The organism is Stenotrophomonas sp. NPDC077659, assembly GCF_050268705.1.
Lineage (GTDB): Bacteria > Pseudomonadota > Gammaproteobacteria > Xanthomonadales > Xanthomonadaceae > Stenotrophomonas.
This window is the reverse complement of sequence record NZ_JBNNHG010000080.1, coordinates 1-16,154: the sequence shown is the minus strand read 5'-3', so window position 1 is coordinate 16,154 and position 16,154 is coordinate 1. Positions and strand designations below refer to the sequence as shown.

Here is a 16,154-nt window from a genome sequence, read left to right as displayed (position 1 = left end):
TGCCGAACACAGGGGCTTCGCGCTGGCCGTTGAACTCGCGGGTGCTGTGATAACGCGCCATCGCGAACTTCCAGCGGCCGCGCATCACCGCCACGCCATAGCCGCCGTAGGCGACCACATGGCGTTTGTCCACGCTGTGGCTGTCGCGGAAGGTGTTGCCGTCCAAGGTGATATCGCGGATCACCCACGCCGCATCGGTGGTGGCGAACAGGTGCCATGACCAGCCACTGGGCTTGCCGCCGCGGGTCGGCGCGGTGTTCTCGCCGGCCGGGCGCAGCGGGGTGCTGCCGAAGTCGTCCGGCAGCTTCCAGCCGAAGCGCACCTCACCACCGAAATTGGCCTTGGTTTCCAGGTTGCCGATCGCGCCGCCGTAGTGGCTGATCGCATCCCAGCCCCAGCCGCCGGCATTGACGCTGGCATCGGCCGGCCAGCGGCGCATGCGTTCGTGGGTGTACATCACCACCGGCTCGTTGTGCAGCTGGTTGTCCCAGCCCTGGAATTTCTCATCGCCCAGCAGGTCGTGCACGGCATTCTGCACCTGCTTGCCCTGCGCCCATGGGCCCACCACGCCCAAGGTCAGCAGGGTGGTCTGCAGGCGGTCACCACGGCGGGCGTTGTAGCCGAAGCTGGCCACCAGCACGCCGGCATACGGCCGGTCGTCCTCGATCAGGTCCCTGCGGGTGAAATCGGTGGGCGTATAGATGCTCTGGCCGAGGCTGAATATCATGTTCTGCTGCTCGAACTCACCCGGGTGCAGGCGCTCCAGGTGGCGGTTCACCCAGCGGGCCAGGCGTGGCAGGCAGGGGTCATCGGTGTAGTCCACCAGGTTCGGCGAGACCAGGGTCAGCTGGGCGCCGTTGGTATAGCCCTGGTCCTGGTCCTTGGCGCCGAACAGGTCGTTGTCGACGCGGAAATTGACCTGCGGCGGGTGCTCGCCCATGGCGTCGGGGCCGCATTGCTCGGCTGCCTGGGTGGTGAGGGGGAGGGCGGTTGCAGCCAGCAGGCCGGTCAACCCGAGGGCTGCGGCAGTACGCATGGATGGAATGATCATCAGGTGGTTGGCGTGTGAAGGTCGATTTATGCAACAACACGTTACTCCCGTCCCTGTGACGGAACGAGCTGTCCGCCTTCACTTGTCTGTTCCGTAAAACGCACTTGTCCCGCTGGCGAAACTGATTGCCGCCCGGCCGCCGACTGAACCGGACCACAGCCTGCAACGGAGCAGCCTGCCGGTACGCCCATTGACGTTGATGAATACTCTTGGGTTTGGCGCCCTGCGGCCCGATAATGAGCGCATGGAAATCAAGTCCGACAACCCCGAACACGGCTTCCAGTTCCCCGGTCAGTTCGAGCTCAGCGCGATGGGCCCGGCAAACCGCGGCCTGGAGCACGATCTCCCCCGCCTGCTGCTGGCCGCCGGCGTTGATGTGGTGAACGAGCGCATCAGCTGGAAGCATTCGTCCAACGGCAAGTACGTTTCGGTGCGCCTGGTATTCCGGGCCGAAAACCGCGAACAGTACGACGTGGCCCACCAGGCCCTGCGCGACCACCCGGAAGTGAAGTGGACGGTGTAGCCCCCCACTGCGCGGCCGAACCTGCCCCCGGGCAGCGTCCGGCCCGCCCTGCGGTGGTGCGCGACCTCGGACGCCAGGCCTACGAACCGGTCTGGCACGCGATGCAGCGCTTCACCGACCAGCGTACCGATGACGATGCCGACGAGCTGTGGGTCGTCGAACACGATCCGGTGTTCACCCTGGGCCAGGCCGGCAAGGACGAACACGTGCTGGCGCCGGGCGATATTCCGGTGCTGCACGTCGACCGCGGCGGCCAGGTGACCTACCACGGGCCCGGGCAGATCGTGGTCTACCCGCTGCTGCGCCTGCCGCGGCTGGGCATCGGCGTGCGCGACTATGTCTGCCGCATCGAACATGCCCTGATCGACACCCTCGGCGAATGGAACATCGGTGCCGAGCGCCGTGACGGTGCGCCGGGCGTCTACGTGGGCGATGCGAAGATCGCCGCCCTCGGCATCCGCGTGCGCCGCGGCTGCACCTTCCACGGCCTGGCCTTCAATGTGTCGATGGACCTGGAACCCTTCCACCGCATCAACCCCTGTGGTTACCAGGGGCTGCGGGTGACCTCGGTGGTAGACTTGGGCGGCCCGTCCGGGATGGACGCCGTCAAGCCGGTGCTGCTGGACCATCTGGCCCGCCAGTTTGGCCTGCTGCTGCAGCCCACGCCCGAACTGCCCGATCTTTCTGCGGCCGCCTGACCGCCCCCCGGAACTGCCATGACTGAGACCACCGCCCGCACCATTCCCCTGCAGATCGTGCAGGCCGAGCTTCCGTCTGCCGCGCCGCTGCAGGTGGGCGTCAAGCAGATGGGCGGGGACAAGATCAACCGTTCGCCGGTGCAGTTCGCCGATGCCCCGGTGCTGCGCAAGCCGTCCTGGATCCGCGTGCGCATTCCTTCGGGCAATGCCGTGCAGAACCTCAAGGCCAAGCTGCGCGAGAACCGCCTGGTGACGGTGTGCGAAGAAGCCAGCTGCCCGAACATCCACGAATGCTTCGGCCACGGCACCGCCACCTTCATGATCCTGGGCGAGGTCTGCACCCGCCGCTGCTCGTTCTGCGACGTGGCCCACGGCCGCCCCAAGCCGCCCGATGCCAACGAGCCGGCCAGCCTGGGACAGACCGTGGCCGACATGGGCCTGAAGTATGTGGTGGTGACCAGCGTTGACCGCGATGACCTGCGCGACGGCGGTGCCCAGCACTTCGTCGATTGCATCACCGCCATCCGCGAAAAGTCGCCGGGCACCCGCATCGAAGTGCTGACCCCGGACTTCCGCGGCAAGGGCCGCATGGAGCGCGCGCTGGAGATCCTGGCGCAGAACCCGCCGGACGTGTTCAACCACAACATCGAAACCGTCCCGGACCTGTACCGCAACGTGCGCCCGGGTGCCGATTACCAGTGGTCGCTGAACCTGCTGAAGAACTTCAAGGCGCAGCATCCGTCGGTGCCGACCAAGAGCGGCATCATGCTGGGCCTGGGCGAGGAATTCGAACAGATCAAGGCCACCCTGCGCGACCTGCGCGCGCACGACGTGGACATGATCACCATCGGCCAGTACCTGCAGCCGACCGCGCACCACCATCCGGTGCTGAAGTACTGGACCCCGGAAGACTACAAGGCGCTGGAGGAGTACGGCTACGAGCTTGGCTTCAGCCACGTGGCCTCCGGCCCGATGGTGCGCTCGTCGTACCACGCCGACGTGCAGGCCAAGGGCGCCGGCGTCTCCTGAGGTAGGTGCGGACCTCCTCGTCGGTGGGTGCGGACCGCTGGTCCGCACGCCTTCGCCTGCATTCACAATTTGCTACACCGGCACCGCTAGGCTGGTTTTCAACCGAACGCGGCCGGATGACAAAGACGGCAACTTTCGGCACTGTCGTGGTGTCTGAACACCCTGCAGTCTCCCCCTTGGCAAGGCGCCTTCGAGCACGTTCATGAAATTCAAAGCCCCCGCATTCCTGATGGCCTTGGCGCTGGTCGCGCCGCTGGCGCTGGCGGCCAAGGCCGACTCGCCGGCGTTGCCGGCCGCAGCCACCGCCGACCAGGTGACCACCTCCAAGTTGGTCTACGGCCTGCTGTCCGACAGCCGCTATGCCTACCGGCCGCGCGCGCTGGACGAGGCCACCTCCAAGGACGTGTTCAAGCGTTACCTGGAAACTCTCGACGGTGGCAAGCAGTACTTCACCCAGGCTGACATCACCCGTTTCGGCCCGTTCCAGGCCGGCATCGCCAACGCCATCCGTGGCGGCGAGCTGGAGCCCGCGTTCGAGGTGTTCGCGGTCTACAAGCAGCGCGTGGGCGAGCGCGTGGGTTATGCCCGCAAGCTGCTCAAGCAGGAACCGGATTTCACCACCGACGAGCGCTTCGAGTACGACCGCAAGGACGTGCCGTGGGCGGCCAGCAATGCCGAGCTGGATGAGCTGTGGCGCAAATCGGTGAAGAACGACTGGCTGCGCCTGAAGCTGGCCGGCAAGAAGCCCGACGACATCCGCAAGACCCTCGACAAGCGTTACGCCACGCTGGAAAAGACCGTCAACGAGCTGAAGGGCGAGGACGTCTTCCAGTTCTTCATGAACGCCTACACCAGCGCCGTCGATCCGCACACCGATTACTTCACTCCGCGCACCGCCGAGAACTTCAACCAGGCGATGTCGCTGTCGCTGGAAGGCATCGGTGCGCAGCTGCAGCGCCAGGACGACATGGTGGTGATCCGCGAGATCATCGCCGGTGGCCCGGCCGCCGTGGATGGCACCCTGAAGCCGGGCGACCGCATCGTCGGCGTCGGCCAGGGCAAGTCGGGCCCCCTGGAAGATGTGATCGGCTGGCGCATCGATGACGTGGTCGCCAAGATCCGTGGCGACAAGGACACCCAGGTGCGGCTGGAGTTCATTTCCGCCGAGGACGGCGTGGACGGCAAGCACCACACCCTGCTGCTGACCCGGCAGAAGGTGCGCCTGGCCGAACAGGCGGCCAAGGGCGAGACCATGACCATCCCGGGCAAGGATGGCCAGCCCGGGCGCAAGGTGGGCGTGATCAAGCTGCCGACCTTCTACCAGGATTTCGAAGGCCGCCGCCGCAACGCCGCCGACTATGCCTCGGCCACCCGCGACGTGGCCAAGCTGCTGGCCGGCTTCAAGAACGACAAGCTGGACGGTGTGGTGCTGGACCTGCGCAACAACGGCGGGGGTTCGCTCGATGAAGCCATCGAACTGACCGGCCTGTTCATCGAGCAGGGCCCGGTGGTGCAGGTGCGCGAGTCCGGTGGCCGCGTCACCGTCAACAGCGACCGCAACCAGGGCGTGGCGTGGGATGGACCGCTGGCGGTGCTGATCAACCGCGGCTCGGCCTCGGCATCGGAAATTTTTGCTGGCGCCATCCAGGACTACGGCCGTGGCCTGGTCATTGGTGAAACCAGCTTCGGCAAGGGCACCGTGCAGAACATCGTCGATCTGGACCGCTGGCCCAGTGGCGAGACCCAGCGCTTCGGCCAGGTGAAGCTGACCATTGCCCAGTTCTTCCGCATCAGCGGCAGCAGCACCCAGCACAAGGGCGTGGTGCCGGACCTGGCCTTCCCGGCCAGCGTGGACGCCACCGAATTCGGCGAAAGCACCTACGACAACGCGCTGCCGTGGACCCGCATCGCTGCCGTGCCGCACACCCAGTACGGCAACTTCGCGCCGCTGCTGCCGAAGCTGGAAACGCGCCATGAAGCCCGTATCGCCACCGACAAGGAATTCCAGTGGTGGAACGAGGATGTGCAGCAGTTCCGCACCGAAGCGGCCAAGAAGTACGTCTCGCTCAACGAGGCCACCCGCCTGGCCGAGCGTGAGCGCCAGGACAAGCAGCGCAAGGACCGCCAAGTCATCCGCAAGGAACTGGGCCTGGCCCTGGACCCGCTGGCCGATGACAGCAGCGATGACGGCCTGACCGGCAACGAGCGCGACATCGTCAAGGATGCCGCCCGCGAGAAGGCCGCCGAGAAGCGTCCGGACCCGCTGCTGCGTGAGTCGGCCTCGATCCTGGCCGATGCAGTGAACCTGCTGGAAACCGACCGCCCGCTGTCGGCCCAGGTGCTGCCGCAGTCCACCGGCGCGGGCCGCTGGGCTGACTGACAAAAAAGGGGACGGAGGGGATTAAGTCGTTGATGCACAAACGACTTAATCCCCTCCGTCCCCTTTTTCATGCATGAACCGGGAGCAACCGGGGCGGGCGTTTCGACCTGCTGCACACGGACCCCGGTCTACCCTTGGGGCTTCCGTTCTCGCAGGAGTACCCATGCGGGCCTCCCGTCTTTCGCTGTCCCTGCTGGTCATGGCCAGCACCCTGGCCCTGGCCGGTTGCGGCGGCCGTGCAGCCGACAACAGCCTGCTGCGCGAATCCTTCGATTCGGGCGATACCTTCTCGCGCACCGTTGACGGTCGCCCTGCCGAGGCCTGTGAAGCGGCCAGGCGCACCCTGCTCAGCCAGGGGTATGCGATCGCCCGTGCCGATGATGGCCAGGTGGAAGGCAACAAGAATTTCCAGCTGCGCGAAGACGACCACGAACAGCTGGTGCTGCGCATTTCCTGCGCGGCGCGTGGCAGTGAACAGGCGCTGGTGTTCGTCAGTGCGGTGCAGGACCGTTACGCGCTGAAGAAGAGCCCCACCTCCGCCAGCGTCGGTGTCGGCGCGCTGGGTTCGGTGTCGCTGCCCTTCGGCAGCAATGACGATTCGCTGGTGAAGGTCGCCAGCAGCACCATCACCGATGCCGATTTCTACCGGCGCTTCTTCGACCGGCTGCACCAGTACCTGCCGGCGGCCTCTGCAGCCAAGCCGAGCCCGGCTCCGCAGCCGGGGGCGCAGCAGCCGATACCGGCTCCAGCACCGACCGCCCCGCCCGTAGCACCCCCGCCCGAACCCGCCCCGCAACCGGCGGCAGAACAGGGCTGACAGTGAAGGGCAGGGCGCTGGGGCTGGCCCTGCTGCTGGGCTGGCCCATGCTTGGCAACGCCGCGGGCAGTGGCTGCGTGCAGGGCCTGCTGCAGCGGCTCGGCTGGCGCTTTGAAACCGCAGCGGTCGACGTGCCGCAGATACGGGGCGGCCCGGTCTGCACGCGGGCTTCGCTGCAGGCCGCGCAGCAGGCGGGCGACCTGCAGGTGCGCTGGCCGGCGTCGATGACCGACGAGGCGCGGCAGGCCATGCTGCAGCGGTTGCTGGATGACCCGGCGACGCTCTGCGCCTACACCTTCGAACTGGGCGCTGCGGCGCAGCGTGCGGCACAGGCGCTGCAGGCCAACCCCGGCTTCCGCTTCAGCGGCCTGCAGCTGGGCTGGATCGGTTTTGGCGCGCGTGGCGCACCCGCACAGGGTTGGCACAACACCCGCAGCTTCGGCCGTGGCTACACGCCGCTGGCCGGCAACAGCCATGCGCTGGATGCGTTCTATGCAGGCAATGTGCGCGCCGAATGCGGTGTCGGCCGCCAGGTCGCGCAGTTGTCCACCCAGCGCGAACTGTATGGCGATGCCGCCTTCGATGCCGAGTTCTCCGCGGGGGAGCTTTCCATCGGCACCCTGCTGGGCCTGCACGACACCGACAGTATCCTGCTGGGGGCTAACGCCGGTAAGTTCTTCGCAGATGGCAAGGCGGCGCGCACTTCGGCGATGGGGCGCAGCGCCTTCCTCGGCGTGCCCGGCTTCATCGAACACGTGGGCGACAAAGCCACGCTGGACGACCTGAGCAACCAGGCCGAGAACTTCATCGTCGTCGACGTGGGCGCGGAGGCGGCGCAGGCGCTGGCAGCGCATGGCGGGCTGGCCTGGTATGACCAGCGCAACGCCGAACTCTGGACACTTGCGCAAGGCATTCCGCGGCTTGGCCGTCGCTATTTCGAACGCCTGCTGTACGAACGCGACCCCGGCCTGCGGGCACAGCTGGAACCGCGTTACCGGACCACGCTGGCGCGGATGGACCAGCTGCTGGACGATCCGTTCTACCGGCAGTTCGTGATCTATGTGCATCCACGCGGTATACGTCCCATCGGCTACCACATCATCCGCCTGCTCGACCGCAACCCACGCACGTCGTTTTCCATCGACCTGGCGTTGCACAATCTGCATACCACGCTCTTTCGGCGTTGGCGCGAGGCGCAGCTGCGCCACTGCGCGGCGACCGGCCGGCCAGGCAGCCTGACCCTAGACCCCAACTGAAGGTGAAACAATGGATATTGCAATGATCGGCCTTGGCCGCATGGGCGCCAACATGGCCCAGCGCCTGCATCGCGGCGGCCACCGCGTGGTCGGCTACGACCCGGGCGAAGCGGCCCGCCAGCGCGCGGCCGAGGCCGGCCTGGAAGTGGTGGATTCGCTGGCCGCAGCGGTTGCCGCGCTGCCGGTGCCGCGCGTGGTGTGGCTGATGGTGCCGGCCGGCGAGACCGTGGACCAGACCCTGGGCCAGCTGACCCCGCACCTGGCCGAGGGCGACATCGTCATCGACGGCGGCAACTCCAACTACCAGGATTCGATCCGCCGCGCCAAGGCACTGGCCGAAGACGATCTGGGCTACGTTGACTGCGGCACCAGCGGTGGCGTGTGGGGCCTGCAGGAAGGCTACAGCCTGATGGTGGGCGGCGAAGCCCCGGTGGTTGAACAGATCGCGCCGCTGCTGCGCACCCTGGCACCGGCCGAAGACCGCGGCTGGGGCCGCGTCGGTCCGTCCGGCGCAGGCCATTTCACCAAGATGGTCCACAACGGCATCGAGTACGGAATGATGCAGGCCTATGCTGAAGGCTTCGCACTGATGGAGCGCAAGCAGGAGATGGAACTGGACCTGGCCCAGGTGGCCGAGGTATGGCGCCACGGCAGCGTGGTGCGTTCGTGGCTGCTGGACCTGAGCACTGAAGCGCTCAAGCGCAATCCGTCGCTGGATGGCATCGCCCCGTACGTGGAGGATTCCGGTGAAGGCCGCTGGACCGTCGCCGAAGCGATTGCCCTGGACGTGCCGGCGCCGGTGATCACCCTGTCGCTGCTGGAACGCCTGCGCTCGCGCGAATCCAATTCGTTCACCGACCGCCTGTTGTCGGCGATGCGCAACGAGTTCGGCGGCCACGCCATCAAGAAGTCGTAAGGCCTGCCGGGAAGCTGCAGAAGCCCATTCCGATCATTTCCACGCCATCCACGCATGGCGTGGATCTACTGTGCCGACCAACGGTCGGCACCTACCAGATCCGAGCCCGTGCCGACCAACGGTCGGCACCCACCAACAGCACCCATCAACAGCAGCCACCAACAGCCCGCAGGAAACTGTCGAAGGCGGGGTGGCTCAGGTTGCGGGGGCGTGAGCGCCATGGATGGCGCGACCGAGGCTACATGGACGTACTTGCGCCGTCCCCCGCAACCTGAGCCACCCCGCCAACCCACGGAATGCAGGCTTTTGCCGTTGCCGTTGCCGTTGCCGTTGCGTTGAGCAGGTGCAGGGCGCAGCCCTGCCGGTCACCCCAACACCACCCGCCGGCCTTCGCGCGCACTCTGCATCCCGGCCTCCAGCAGTTGCATCAGCTGCAGCGCCTGCTGCGCGCTGACCGTGGGTTCGCCCTCGCCATGCATCGCCGCGGCGAACTGCGCATACAGCCGACGGTAGTCGCCTGGCAGGTTGTCCACGGTCGTGCGCTTCACGTTGTCCTGCGCATCGCAGCGCAGCAGCTCGCCATGCCGCGGGTCGATGCCCCAGCCGGGCGCGCCCGGTGCCACGCCACGGCGCAGCTGTGCTTCCTGCACGTCCATGCCATGCTTGACCCAGCTGCCTTCGCTGCCGTGCACGGCGAAGTGCGGCGTCGGTGCTGCCACCAGCGAACCGGCATGCACGATGGCGCGATGCCGCGGGTAATGCAGCACCGCGTGGAAGTAGTCGACGCCGCTGCCGCCTTCGCGCTGCACGGCCAGATCGGCGCCGATCGCCTGCGGCCAGCCGAACAGCACCAGCATCTGGTCCAGCAGGTGCGGGCCAAGGTCGTACCACAGGCCGCTGCCGGGCCCGGCCTGTTCGCGCCAGCGGTCGCGCACCTGCGGCCGGTAGCGGTCGAAGTGCGCATGGCATTCGGCCACCTCGCCCAGCGTGCCGCTGGCGAGCAGCGACTGCAGCGTAAGGAAATCCGCATCGAAGCGCCGGTTCTGGAACACCGTGGCGATGCGCCCGGCGGCCCGCGCGGCCGCCAGCACGGTTTCCGCTTCGGCCACATCCAGCGCAAACGGCTTGTCCACCAGCACATGCTTGCCGGCAGCCAGCGCGGCGATGGCCAGCGGCGCATGCTGTTCGTTGGGTGTGGCGATCACCACTGCGTCGATCGCCGGGTCATCTAACACCTGCTGCGCGGTGGTACGCACGTGCACATCGCTGAAGCTGCGCAGCAGGGTGTCGCGCTGCGAACTGACGATGCTGTGCAGGGCCAGCCCCGGCGTGTGCTGGATGAGCGGGGCGTGGAACACGCGGCCGGCCAGGCCGTAGCCGATCAGGGCCAGTTGCAGGTCGGGGCGCATGGCAGGCTCCGCAGGGTGGGGGACACAAAGCGTAGAACGTGGTTCCTGTGGCGGCAAAGCTGAACCGTTGCGGTCCCGATGCACAGGTTCACGGCAACGTGACCAAAGCCCGACGCCTGCAACACAGCGGACTGTCCACACTGGCAGCACATCCACAAGGAGCACCGCACGATGAGCAACCTGACCCGTACCCTGATTACGTCGTCCCTGACCCTGGGCCTGGCCCTGTCTTCCTCGGCGGTCATGGCCAAGGATCCGCCGAAGACCGACCATGCCGCGATGACCCACGCGGATCGCCATGACTCCAACGAGCCGGTGACCGACAGCTGGATCACCACCAAGGTCAAGGCCGATCTGCTGGCCAGCAGCAACGTCCCGGGCACCGAAGTGAAGGTGGAAACGGTCAATGGCGTGGTCAGCCTCAGCGGCACCGTCGCGACCCAGGCCGAGAAGGACAAGGCGGTCACCACCGCGAAGGGCATCAAGGGCGTGACCCGCGTCGATTCGGCAGCACTGAAGGTCAACGCCGCCGCCAAGCGCTGATCGCCGCGCCAGCGTGAAGTGGACAGGGGCGTCCCGCAAGGGGCGCCCTTTGTCGTGCCCTGCGGTCTGTTCTCCCCGGCTGACCCGCTGCGCTATATTGGCGGCATCGCTTTGTTGACGATGGCTCATGGCGCTGGCGTTCAGTGATGACATCCGGGACAGATGGCGGCTGCCCGCGCTGGCCCTGGCGGCTGCGGCGATCATCGTCGTGCCGTGGCTGACGCTGCGTCACCTCCAGCAGGAGACCGAAGCGGCGGTGTCCTGGGTCAGCCATACCCAGGCGGTCGGTGTGGCAGTGCAGCAACTGCAGGCCGACGTCCGCGATGTCGAGTCGGCGGCGTTGACCCTGTCCAAGGGCGTGGATGCGCCTGGCCTTCGCGAGCGCATGGCCCGGGCCAACGACATTCCCGGGCGGCTGACCGCGCTGGCCCGGATGACCCGCGACAATCCCGACCAGCTCATCCGCATCGGCCGCATCGAATCGATGCTGGAAGGGCGCATGGCGCTGGCCCGCCAGCTGGCGCGTTCGGAACCCAACACCGACCAGCGCGCGCTGGTGCAGGAGATGAGTACGCGCTACCCGATCCGTGGCCTGGTGGAAGAACTGCAGGCCAGCGAACAGCAACTGCTGGCAGCACGTGCCGAACAGGCGGCGCGCCAGCACCGGCAGACCGAGCTGGTGTCGTGGAGCTCGCTGGCGGTGCAGCTGTGCCTGCTGGGCCTGGTGCTGTGGCTGCTGCAGCGGCAGATCGGCCATCGCCTGCATGCCGAGCGGCAATCGCTGCGCTCGACCGCGCGCGCGTCGTCGGTGCTGCAGACCGTACGCGAACCCATCGTGCTGCTCGACCGCGATCTGCGCGTACAGCTGCACAACACGGCCTTCGCCGAACTGTACGGGCTGCAGGACGAACGTGCCGACGGCACCCTGCTGGCCGATGTGGCCGAAGGCGCCTGGCAGGACCCGATCGTGCGCCAGCGCCTGTCCGATGTATTGCTGCGTGGGCGCGAGCTGTGGGATTTCGAGCATGAACAGCGCACCGCCGACGGCATGGCGCGCTACATGCTGCTCAACGCGCGTCGCATGCCACTGCCGGACAGCGATGATGAAGTGGTGCTGATGACCATCAGCGATGTGACCCTGCAGCGAGCAGTGCAGTTGCGCGTGGAAGAACTGAACCGCCAGCTGGAGGGCAAGGTGGCCCAGGTTTCGGAGGTCAACCGCGAGCTGGAAGCCTTCAGCTATTCGGTGTCGCACGATCTGCGCGCACCGCTGCGCCACGTCGCCGGTTTCTCCGACAAGTTGTCGCGGCACCTGGGCGAGGGTGCCGATGAGAAGAGCCGCCACTACCTGGATGTGATTTCCGGTTCGGCGCGGCGCATGGCCTCGCTGATCGACGATCTGCTGGTCTATTCGCGGCTGGGGCGCGCGGCGATGCGTCAGCAGGCCGTGGACATGCAGACACTGGTGGCCGACACGCGGGCGATGCTCGATGCCAACCTGAAGACCGATGCCGAAAGCAGCGGCGTGGCCCATCATGTGGAGTGGAACATCGCGCCGCTGCCGATCGTGGTGGCCGACGAAAACATGATGCGCCAGGTCTGGCTGAACCTGCTGGGCAACGCGGTGAAGTATTCAGGCAACCGCGAGCCGGCGCAGATCCGCGTGGACTACCAGCCGCAGGCCGATGGCGGTCATCAGTTCACGGTCAGCGACAACGGGGCGGGCTTTGACATGGCCTACGCCGGCAAGCTGTTCGGCGTGTTCCAGCGCCTGCACAAGGCCAGTGACTACCCCGGCACCGGTATCGGCCTTGCCAGCGTGCGTCGCGTGCTCACCCGCCATGGTGGCCGCATCTGGGCTGAAGCCGAGCCCGATGCCGGCGCGACCTTCCACTTCTACCTGCCTCCCGCGTCGGACGCAGTCAACCAAGGGCCTTCCGCATGACGACGCTGCGCACCATCCTCCTGGCCGAAGACAGCCCGGCCGACGCTGAAATGGCCATCGACGCGCTGCAGGAGGCCCGCTTGGCCAACCCCATCGTGCATGTCGAAGATGGCGTGGAAGTGATGGACTACCTGCTGCGCCGCGGTTCCTTCGCCGGCCGTGAGGAGGGCCTGCCAGCGGTGCTGCTGCTGGATATCAAGATGCCGCGCATGGACGGGCTGGAAGTGCTGCAGCAGATCCGCGAACACGATGAACTCAAGCGCCTGCCGGTGGTCATCCTGTCGTCGTCGCGGGAGGAAAGCGACCTGGCGCGCAGCTGGGACATGGGCGTGAACGCCTACGTGGTCAAGCCGGTGGACGTGGACCAGTTCTTCGGTGCGGTGCAGACCCTGGGCAGGTTCTGGGCGGTGATTAACCAGGCACCGGAATTCGAGTAGGACCATGCCCTTGACCGGTCCGGCCCTCGGGGCACTGCGCATCCTGCTGGTGGAAGATTCACCGGAAGATGCCGAGCTGATGTGCGAACAGATGCTCGATGCAGGGCTGGATGCCCGCTTCGAGCGCGTGGAAAGTGAGTCCGAGCTGCGCCAGGCGCTGGCCGGTTTCCTGCCGGATATCGTTCTGTCGGACCTGAGCATGCCGGGCTTTTCCGGCGACGAGGCGCTGCGCATCGTGCGCGAAGCCGCGCCGGATGTTCCCTTCATCTTCGTGTCCGGCACGATGGGCGAGGAGAATGCGGTGGAAGCCCTGCAGAAAGGGGCCAACGATTACATCATCAAGCACCACCCGGCGCGCCTGCCCTCGGCGGTGGCGCGCGCGGTGGGCGATGCACGCAGCGCCGTCGAGCGGGTGCGCGTGGAAACCGAACTGATGCGTGCGCAGCGGCTGGAAAGCCTGTCGCTGCTTGCGGCCGGCCTCAGCCACGATCTGCGCAACATCCTGCAGCCGCTGCTGATCATGCCGGACCTGTTGAAGGCGCGCACGGACGATCCGCAGCTGCACCACCTGGCCGATGTCATCGCCGAATGCGGCCGTCGTGGCCATGAAATGGCCGAGTCGATGCTGTCCTTCGTGCGTGGCTCGCGCAACCCCAGCGAGCGCATCTCCATCGACAGCCTGTTTGCCGCCGTGGCGCTGCTGTTGCGCAGCAACGTGCCCGATGGCGTCAGCCTTGAGCTGGAGGTGCTGGACGAGGGGCTGGTGGTCGATGCCAACTACACCGAACTGCAGCAGGTGCTGTTGAACCTGGCGCTCAACGCAATCCAGGCCATGCCGCAGGGCGGCCGCTTGAGCTTGACCGCCGACCATGCCGGCGAGCGCGAGGGCGTGGACTGGCTGCGTATCGTGGTGGTGGATGAAGGCATCGGCATGGATGCCGATACGCTGTCGCATCTGTTCAATCCGTTCTTCACCACCAAGAGCGATGGCACCGGCCTGGGCCTGATGTCCTGCAAGCGCATCGTGGAAGGTGCCGGTGGCAGCATCCATGTCAGCAGCCAGCTGGGGCAGGGCACGCGCTTCGAGCTGCGCCTGCCGATGCATGAACTGGCCGAAGGTGGTGAGCCGGTCGAGCAGCTGGTGGCGCTGGGCAGTGGCCAGTCGATCCTGGTGGTCGATGGCGAGGCCACGCGTCTGTCGCTGCTGGGCAATGCGCTGTCCAGCCAGGGCTACCAGCTGCAGCTTGCCTCTGATGGCCCGGCCGCGCTGCGCTGGATGCAGCAGGAAGCGATGCCGGCGCTGGTCATTGCCGATGCTGGTTCCAGGCTGCTGCCGGCCAGCCAGCTGTTGGGTGAGATGGCCGCGCTGGGGTACGCCGGCCCGGCGCTGGTGCTGGAAGAGGCGGCGGTGGAGCTGGAGGTCGACGCCTTCCCGCAGGGGATCGACGTGCACATACTGCGCAAGCCGCTGCAGATGCAGCAGGTGTTCCGCGCGGTGGCCGACGCGCTCGGATGATGTCACGCCGCCGGGCATGGCCCGGCGGGTGTGCGGTGGGATGGTTGCGATTGCCGGCGTCTGGATGGTGGTAGAGCCGGCCGCTGGCCGGCTGAAGGTGCGGCCGGGTGGCGGCGGTTGCCGGCCAGCGGCCGGCACTACCTCCGTCCTGCGGTAGCGCCGGGCCATGCCAGGCGGGTGTCACGCGTCGGCGCCGGGGGCTTCCCAGGGGAACCGGGGCAGGCTCGCCACGGCTTGTTCCAGCCGCCGCGACCAGTTGTTGTGGATCTCGGCATACAGCGGCGAATCGGCGGTGAAGCGCAGTTGCCGGGCCACCCGCAGTTCGCCCCTGCGCAGCATCACCATGTCGATCGGCAGCCCGACGGAAAGATTGGAACGGATGGTCGAGTCCAGCGACAGCAGGGCCGTGCGTGCGGCATCCTCCAACCGCGTGGCCGGGCTGATGATGCGGTCGAGGATCGGCTTGCCGTATTTGGATTCACCGATCTGCAGGTACGGTGTTTCCGGCGAGGCGGCAATGGCGTTGCCCAGCGGATAGACCATGTACAGCCCCGGCTGCTCGCCGGCGATCTGCCCGCCGAAGATCAGCGTGGCCTGGGTGTTGACGCCGTCATGGCCGTGTTCGGTGTGCTGGCACTTCACCTGGCTGTCCACCAGCAGTGCGCCGACGTAGGCGGCGGCCTCGAACAGGTGCCGCATCTGCCGCAGATTGGGGGTGCGCGCCTCATCGGCATCCCGCTGCAGGCGCGACACCAGCAGCTGGGTGGTGGCCAGGTTGCCGGCAGCCATCAGGACGAAGGTTGCCTCGCCGGTATATTCGAACACGTGCAGCTTGCGGTGCACGCGGACATCGTCCAGCGCGGCATTGGTCCGGGTGTCGGCAGCAAAGACCAGGCCTTCGTCCACTTCGATACCAACGCAATAGGTCATGTGGGTGTCCTATCATGTGCGTCCCGGATTGTAGGCAGGCCGCCGTGACGACGGCATGCCCACCCCCCACTTGAATGCCTCCACCGGAACCGCATGACCACCGTGCTCCTGAGCCTGGGCAGCAACGTCCAGCCCCGCCGCTACCTCCACGCCGCGGTGACGGCCCTGCGCGAGCGCTTTGGCGCGCTGCGGGTGTCACCGGCCTACCGCACGGCCGCAGTCGGCTTCGATGGCCCGGCCTTCCTCAACAATGGTGTGGCGATCGAAACCGATCTGCCGCTGCAGGACCTGGACGACTGGCTGCACGCGCTGGAAGACGCGCATGGCCGTGATCGCAGCGGGCCGCGTTTTTCCGACCGTACCCTGGATGTCGACGTGGTGTTCTATGGCGGCCTGGTGGTGGAAGGCCCCGGCCACCTGCGCATCCCCCGCCCGGAACTGAAGCACGCCTTCGTGCTGAAGCCGCTGGCGGACATCGCCCCGGACTTCATCGATCCGGTGAGTGGCCAGGATCTGGCCACGCTGTGGCGTGCGCACCGGCAGCATGGCGAAGCGTTCGAGATCGTGGACCTGGAATGAAGGTCTGCCGGCCAGCGGCCGGCACTACCGGTGGTGCCGGGCCCGGGCCGGCACCAAATGAAAAGAACCAACGCCCACCAAACACCCCCCACCGGATGCCCCTGACGAAAAAATAAGAAGAGAGT

At 67.0% G+C, this 16,154-nt stretch carries 15 protein-coding genes; 12 read left to right on the top strand and 3 right to left on the bottom strand.

Going from position 1 to position 16,154, the window contains the following annotated elements; translation table 11 throughout:
* The coding region (locus ACQKDV_RS12370; RefSeq protein ID WP_427784024.1) for a lipid A deacylase LpxR family protein at positions 1-1,036 on the bottom strand (1,036 nt) is incomplete at its 3' end.
* Between the two features lie 259 nt (positions 1,037-1,295).
* Between ACQKDV_RS12370 and ACQKDV_RS12365 the strand changes: the two genes are divergently transcribed.
* The 7 genes from ACQKDV_RS12365 (at position 1,296) to gnd (ending at position 8,670) form a co-directional block, all read left to right on the top strand.
* Positions 1,296-1,574, top strand: a complete 279-nt coding sequence (locus tag ACQKDV_RS12365) for a YbeD family protein (protein WP_324809806.1) — start codon at positions 1,296-1,298, stop codon at positions 1,572-1,574.
* A complete protein-coding gene (lipB, locus tag ACQKDV_RS12360) occupies positions 1,562-2,272 on the top strand; it encodes a lipoyl(octanoyl) transferase LipB (protein ID WP_427784023.1) in 711 nt (236 codons plus the stop codon). Before ACQKDV_RS12365 ends, lipB begins: the two co-directional genes overlap by 13 nt.
* 18 nt (positions 2,273-2,290) lie before the next feature.
* A complete protein-coding gene (gene lipA / locus ACQKDV_RS12355) occupies positions 2,291-3,301 on the top strand; it encodes a lipoyl synthase (RefSeq protein WP_427784022.1) in 1,011 nt (336 codons plus the stop codon).
* Between the two features lie 202 nt (positions 3,302-3,503).
* Positions 3,504-5,681 carry a carboxy terminal-processing peptidase gene (locus ACQKDV_RS12350; protein WP_427784021.1) on the top strand — a complete coding sequence of 726 codons (2,178 nt, stop codon included), beginning with the start codon at positions 3,504-3,506 and terminating at the stop codon, positions 5,679-5,681.
* 163 nt (positions 5,682-5,844) lie between these two features.
* Complete coding sequence (locus ACQKDV_RS12345; RefSeq protein WP_427784020.1) at positions 5,845-6,498, top strand: DUF2242 domain-containing protein; 654 nt, start codon at positions 5,845-5,847, stop codon at positions 6,496-6,498.
* 47 nt (positions 6,499-6,545) lie between these two features.
* Complete coding sequence (locus ACQKDV_RS12340; protein WP_427784025.1) at positions 6,546-7,754, top strand: hypothetical protein; 1,209 nt, start codon at positions 6,546-6,548, stop codon at positions 7,752-7,754.
* Positions 7,755-7,764: 10 nt separating this feature from the next.
* The gene (gnd, locus tag ACQKDV_RS12335; RefSeq protein WP_427784019.1) at positions 7,765-8,670 is read left to right on the top strand and encodes a phosphogluconate dehydrogenase (NAD(+)-dependent, decarboxylating); all 906 of its coding nucleotides are present in this window, start codon (positions 7,765-7,767) and stop codon (positions 8,668-8,670) included.
* Between the two features lie 365 nt (positions 8,671-9,035).
* On the opposite strand, the gene ACQKDV_RS12330 is transcribed toward gnd, so the two are convergent.
* A complete protein-coding gene (locus ACQKDV_RS12330) occupies positions 9,036-10,079 on the bottom strand; it encodes an oxidoreductase (RefSeq protein ID WP_427784018.1) in 1,044 nt (347 codons plus the stop codon).
* A 171-nt stretch (positions 10,080-10,250) separates the two neighbouring features.
* Here ACQKDV_RS12330 and ACQKDV_RS12325 point away from each other — a divergent pair, with 171 nt between their 5' ends.
* From ACQKDV_RS12325 to ACQKDV_RS12310, 4 genes are all read left to right on the top strand, one after another.
* Positions 10,251-10,622 carry a BON domain-containing protein gene (locus tag ACQKDV_RS12325; protein ID WP_427784017.1) on the top strand — a complete coding sequence of 124 codons (372 nt, stop codon included), beginning with the start codon at positions 10,251-10,253 and terminating at the stop codon, positions 10,620-10,622.
* A 127-nt stretch (positions 10,623-10,749) separates the two neighbouring features.
* Positions 10,750-12,567, top strand: coding sequence for a sensor histidine kinase (locus ACQKDV_RS12320; RefSeq protein ID WP_427784016.1), 1,818 nt, complete (start codon positions 10,750-10,752; stop codon positions 12,565-12,567).
* Positions 12,564-13,004, top strand: coding sequence for a response regulator (locus tag ACQKDV_RS12315; protein WP_427784015.1), 441 nt, complete (start codon positions 12,564-12,566; stop codon positions 13,002-13,004). The genes ACQKDV_RS12320 and ACQKDV_RS12315 overlap by 4 nt, the downstream gene beginning before the upstream one ends.
* A gap of 4 nt (positions 13,005-13,008) precedes the next feature.
* On the top strand, positions 13,009-14,520 hold the full coding sequence (locus tag ACQKDV_RS12310) for an ATP-binding protein (protein WP_427784014.1): 1,512 nt from the start codon (positions 13,009-13,011) through the stop codon (positions 14,518-14,520).
* Positions 14,521-14,700: 180 nt separating this feature from the next.
* On the opposite strand, the gene ACQKDV_RS12305 is transcribed toward ACQKDV_RS12310, so the two are convergent.
* Positions 14,701-15,450 carry a 20S proteasome subunit A/B gene (locus ACQKDV_RS12305; RefSeq protein WP_427784013.1) on the bottom strand — a complete coding sequence of 250 codons (750 nt, stop codon included), beginning with the start codon at positions 15,448-15,450 and terminating at the stop codon, positions 14,701-14,703.
* Between the two features lie 93 nt (positions 15,451-15,543).
* Here ACQKDV_RS12305 and folK point away from each other — a divergent pair, with 93 nt between their 5' ends.
* Positions 15,544-16,029, top strand: a complete 486-nt coding sequence (gene folK / locus ACQKDV_RS12300) for a 2-amino-4-hydroxy-6-hydroxymethyldihydropteridine diphosphokinase (protein WP_427784012.1) — start codon at positions 15,544-15,546, stop codon at positions 16,027-16,029.
* Positions 16,030-16,154: the final 125 nt, after the last annotated feature.

What these genes read in the sequence shown, in the direction of transcription:
- ACQKDV_RS12305 (WP_427784013.1), bottom strand. Translation starts at nt 15,450, where the DNA reads ATGACCTATTGCGTTGGTATCGAAGTGGACGAAGGCCTGGTCTTTGCT.
- gnd (WP_427784019.1), top strand. Translation starts at nt 7,765, where the DNA reads ATGGATATTGCAATGATCGGCCTTGGCCGCATGGGCGCCAACATGGCC.
- lipA (WP_427784022.1), top strand. Translation starts at nt 2,291, where the DNA reads ATGACTGAGACCACCGCCCGCACCATTCCCCTGCAGATCGTGCAGGCC.
- ACQKDV_RS12315 (WP_427784015.1), top strand. Translation starts at nt 12,564, where the DNA reads ATGACGACGCTGCGCACCATCCTCCTGGCCGAAGACAGCCCGGCCGAC.
- ACQKDV_RS12330 (WP_427784018.1), bottom strand. Translation starts at nt 10,079, where the DNA reads ATGCGCCCCGACCTGCAACTGGCCCTGATCGGCTACGGCCTGGCCGGC.
- folK (WP_427784012.1), top strand. Translation starts at nt 15,544, where the DNA reads ATGACCACCGTGCTCCTGAGCCTGGGCAGCAACGTCCAGCCCCGCCGC.
- ACQKDV_RS12320 (WP_427784016.1), top strand. Translation starts at nt 10,750, where the DNA reads ATGGCGCTGGCGTTCAGTGATGACATCCGGGACAGATGGCGGCTGCCC.
- ACQKDV_RS12365 (WP_324809806.1), top strand. Translation starts at nt 1,296, where the DNA reads ATGGAAATCAAGTCCGACAACCCCGAACACGGCTTCCAGTTCCCCGGT.
- ACQKDV_RS12310 (WP_427784014.1), top strand. Translation starts at nt 13,009, where the DNA reads ATGCCCTTGACCGGTCCGGCCCTCGGGGCACTGCGCATCCTGCTGGTG.
- ACQKDV_RS12350 (WP_427784021.1), top strand. Translation starts at nt 3,504, where the DNA reads ATGAAATTCAAAGCCCCCGCATTCCTGATGGCCTTGGCGCTGGTCGCG.
- ACQKDV_RS12345 (WP_427784020.1), top strand. Translation starts at nt 5,845, where the DNA reads ATGCGGGCCTCCCGTCTTTCGCTGTCCCTGCTGGTCATGGCCAGCACC.
- ACQKDV_RS12340 (WP_427784025.1), top strand. Translation starts at nt 6,546, where the DNA reads ATGCTTGGCAACGCCGCGGGCAGTGGCTGCGTGCAGGGCCTGCTGCAG.
- ACQKDV_RS12325 (WP_427784017.1), top strand. Translation starts at nt 10,251, where the DNA reads ATGAGCAACCTGACCCGTACCCTGATTACGTCGTCCCTGACCCTGGGC.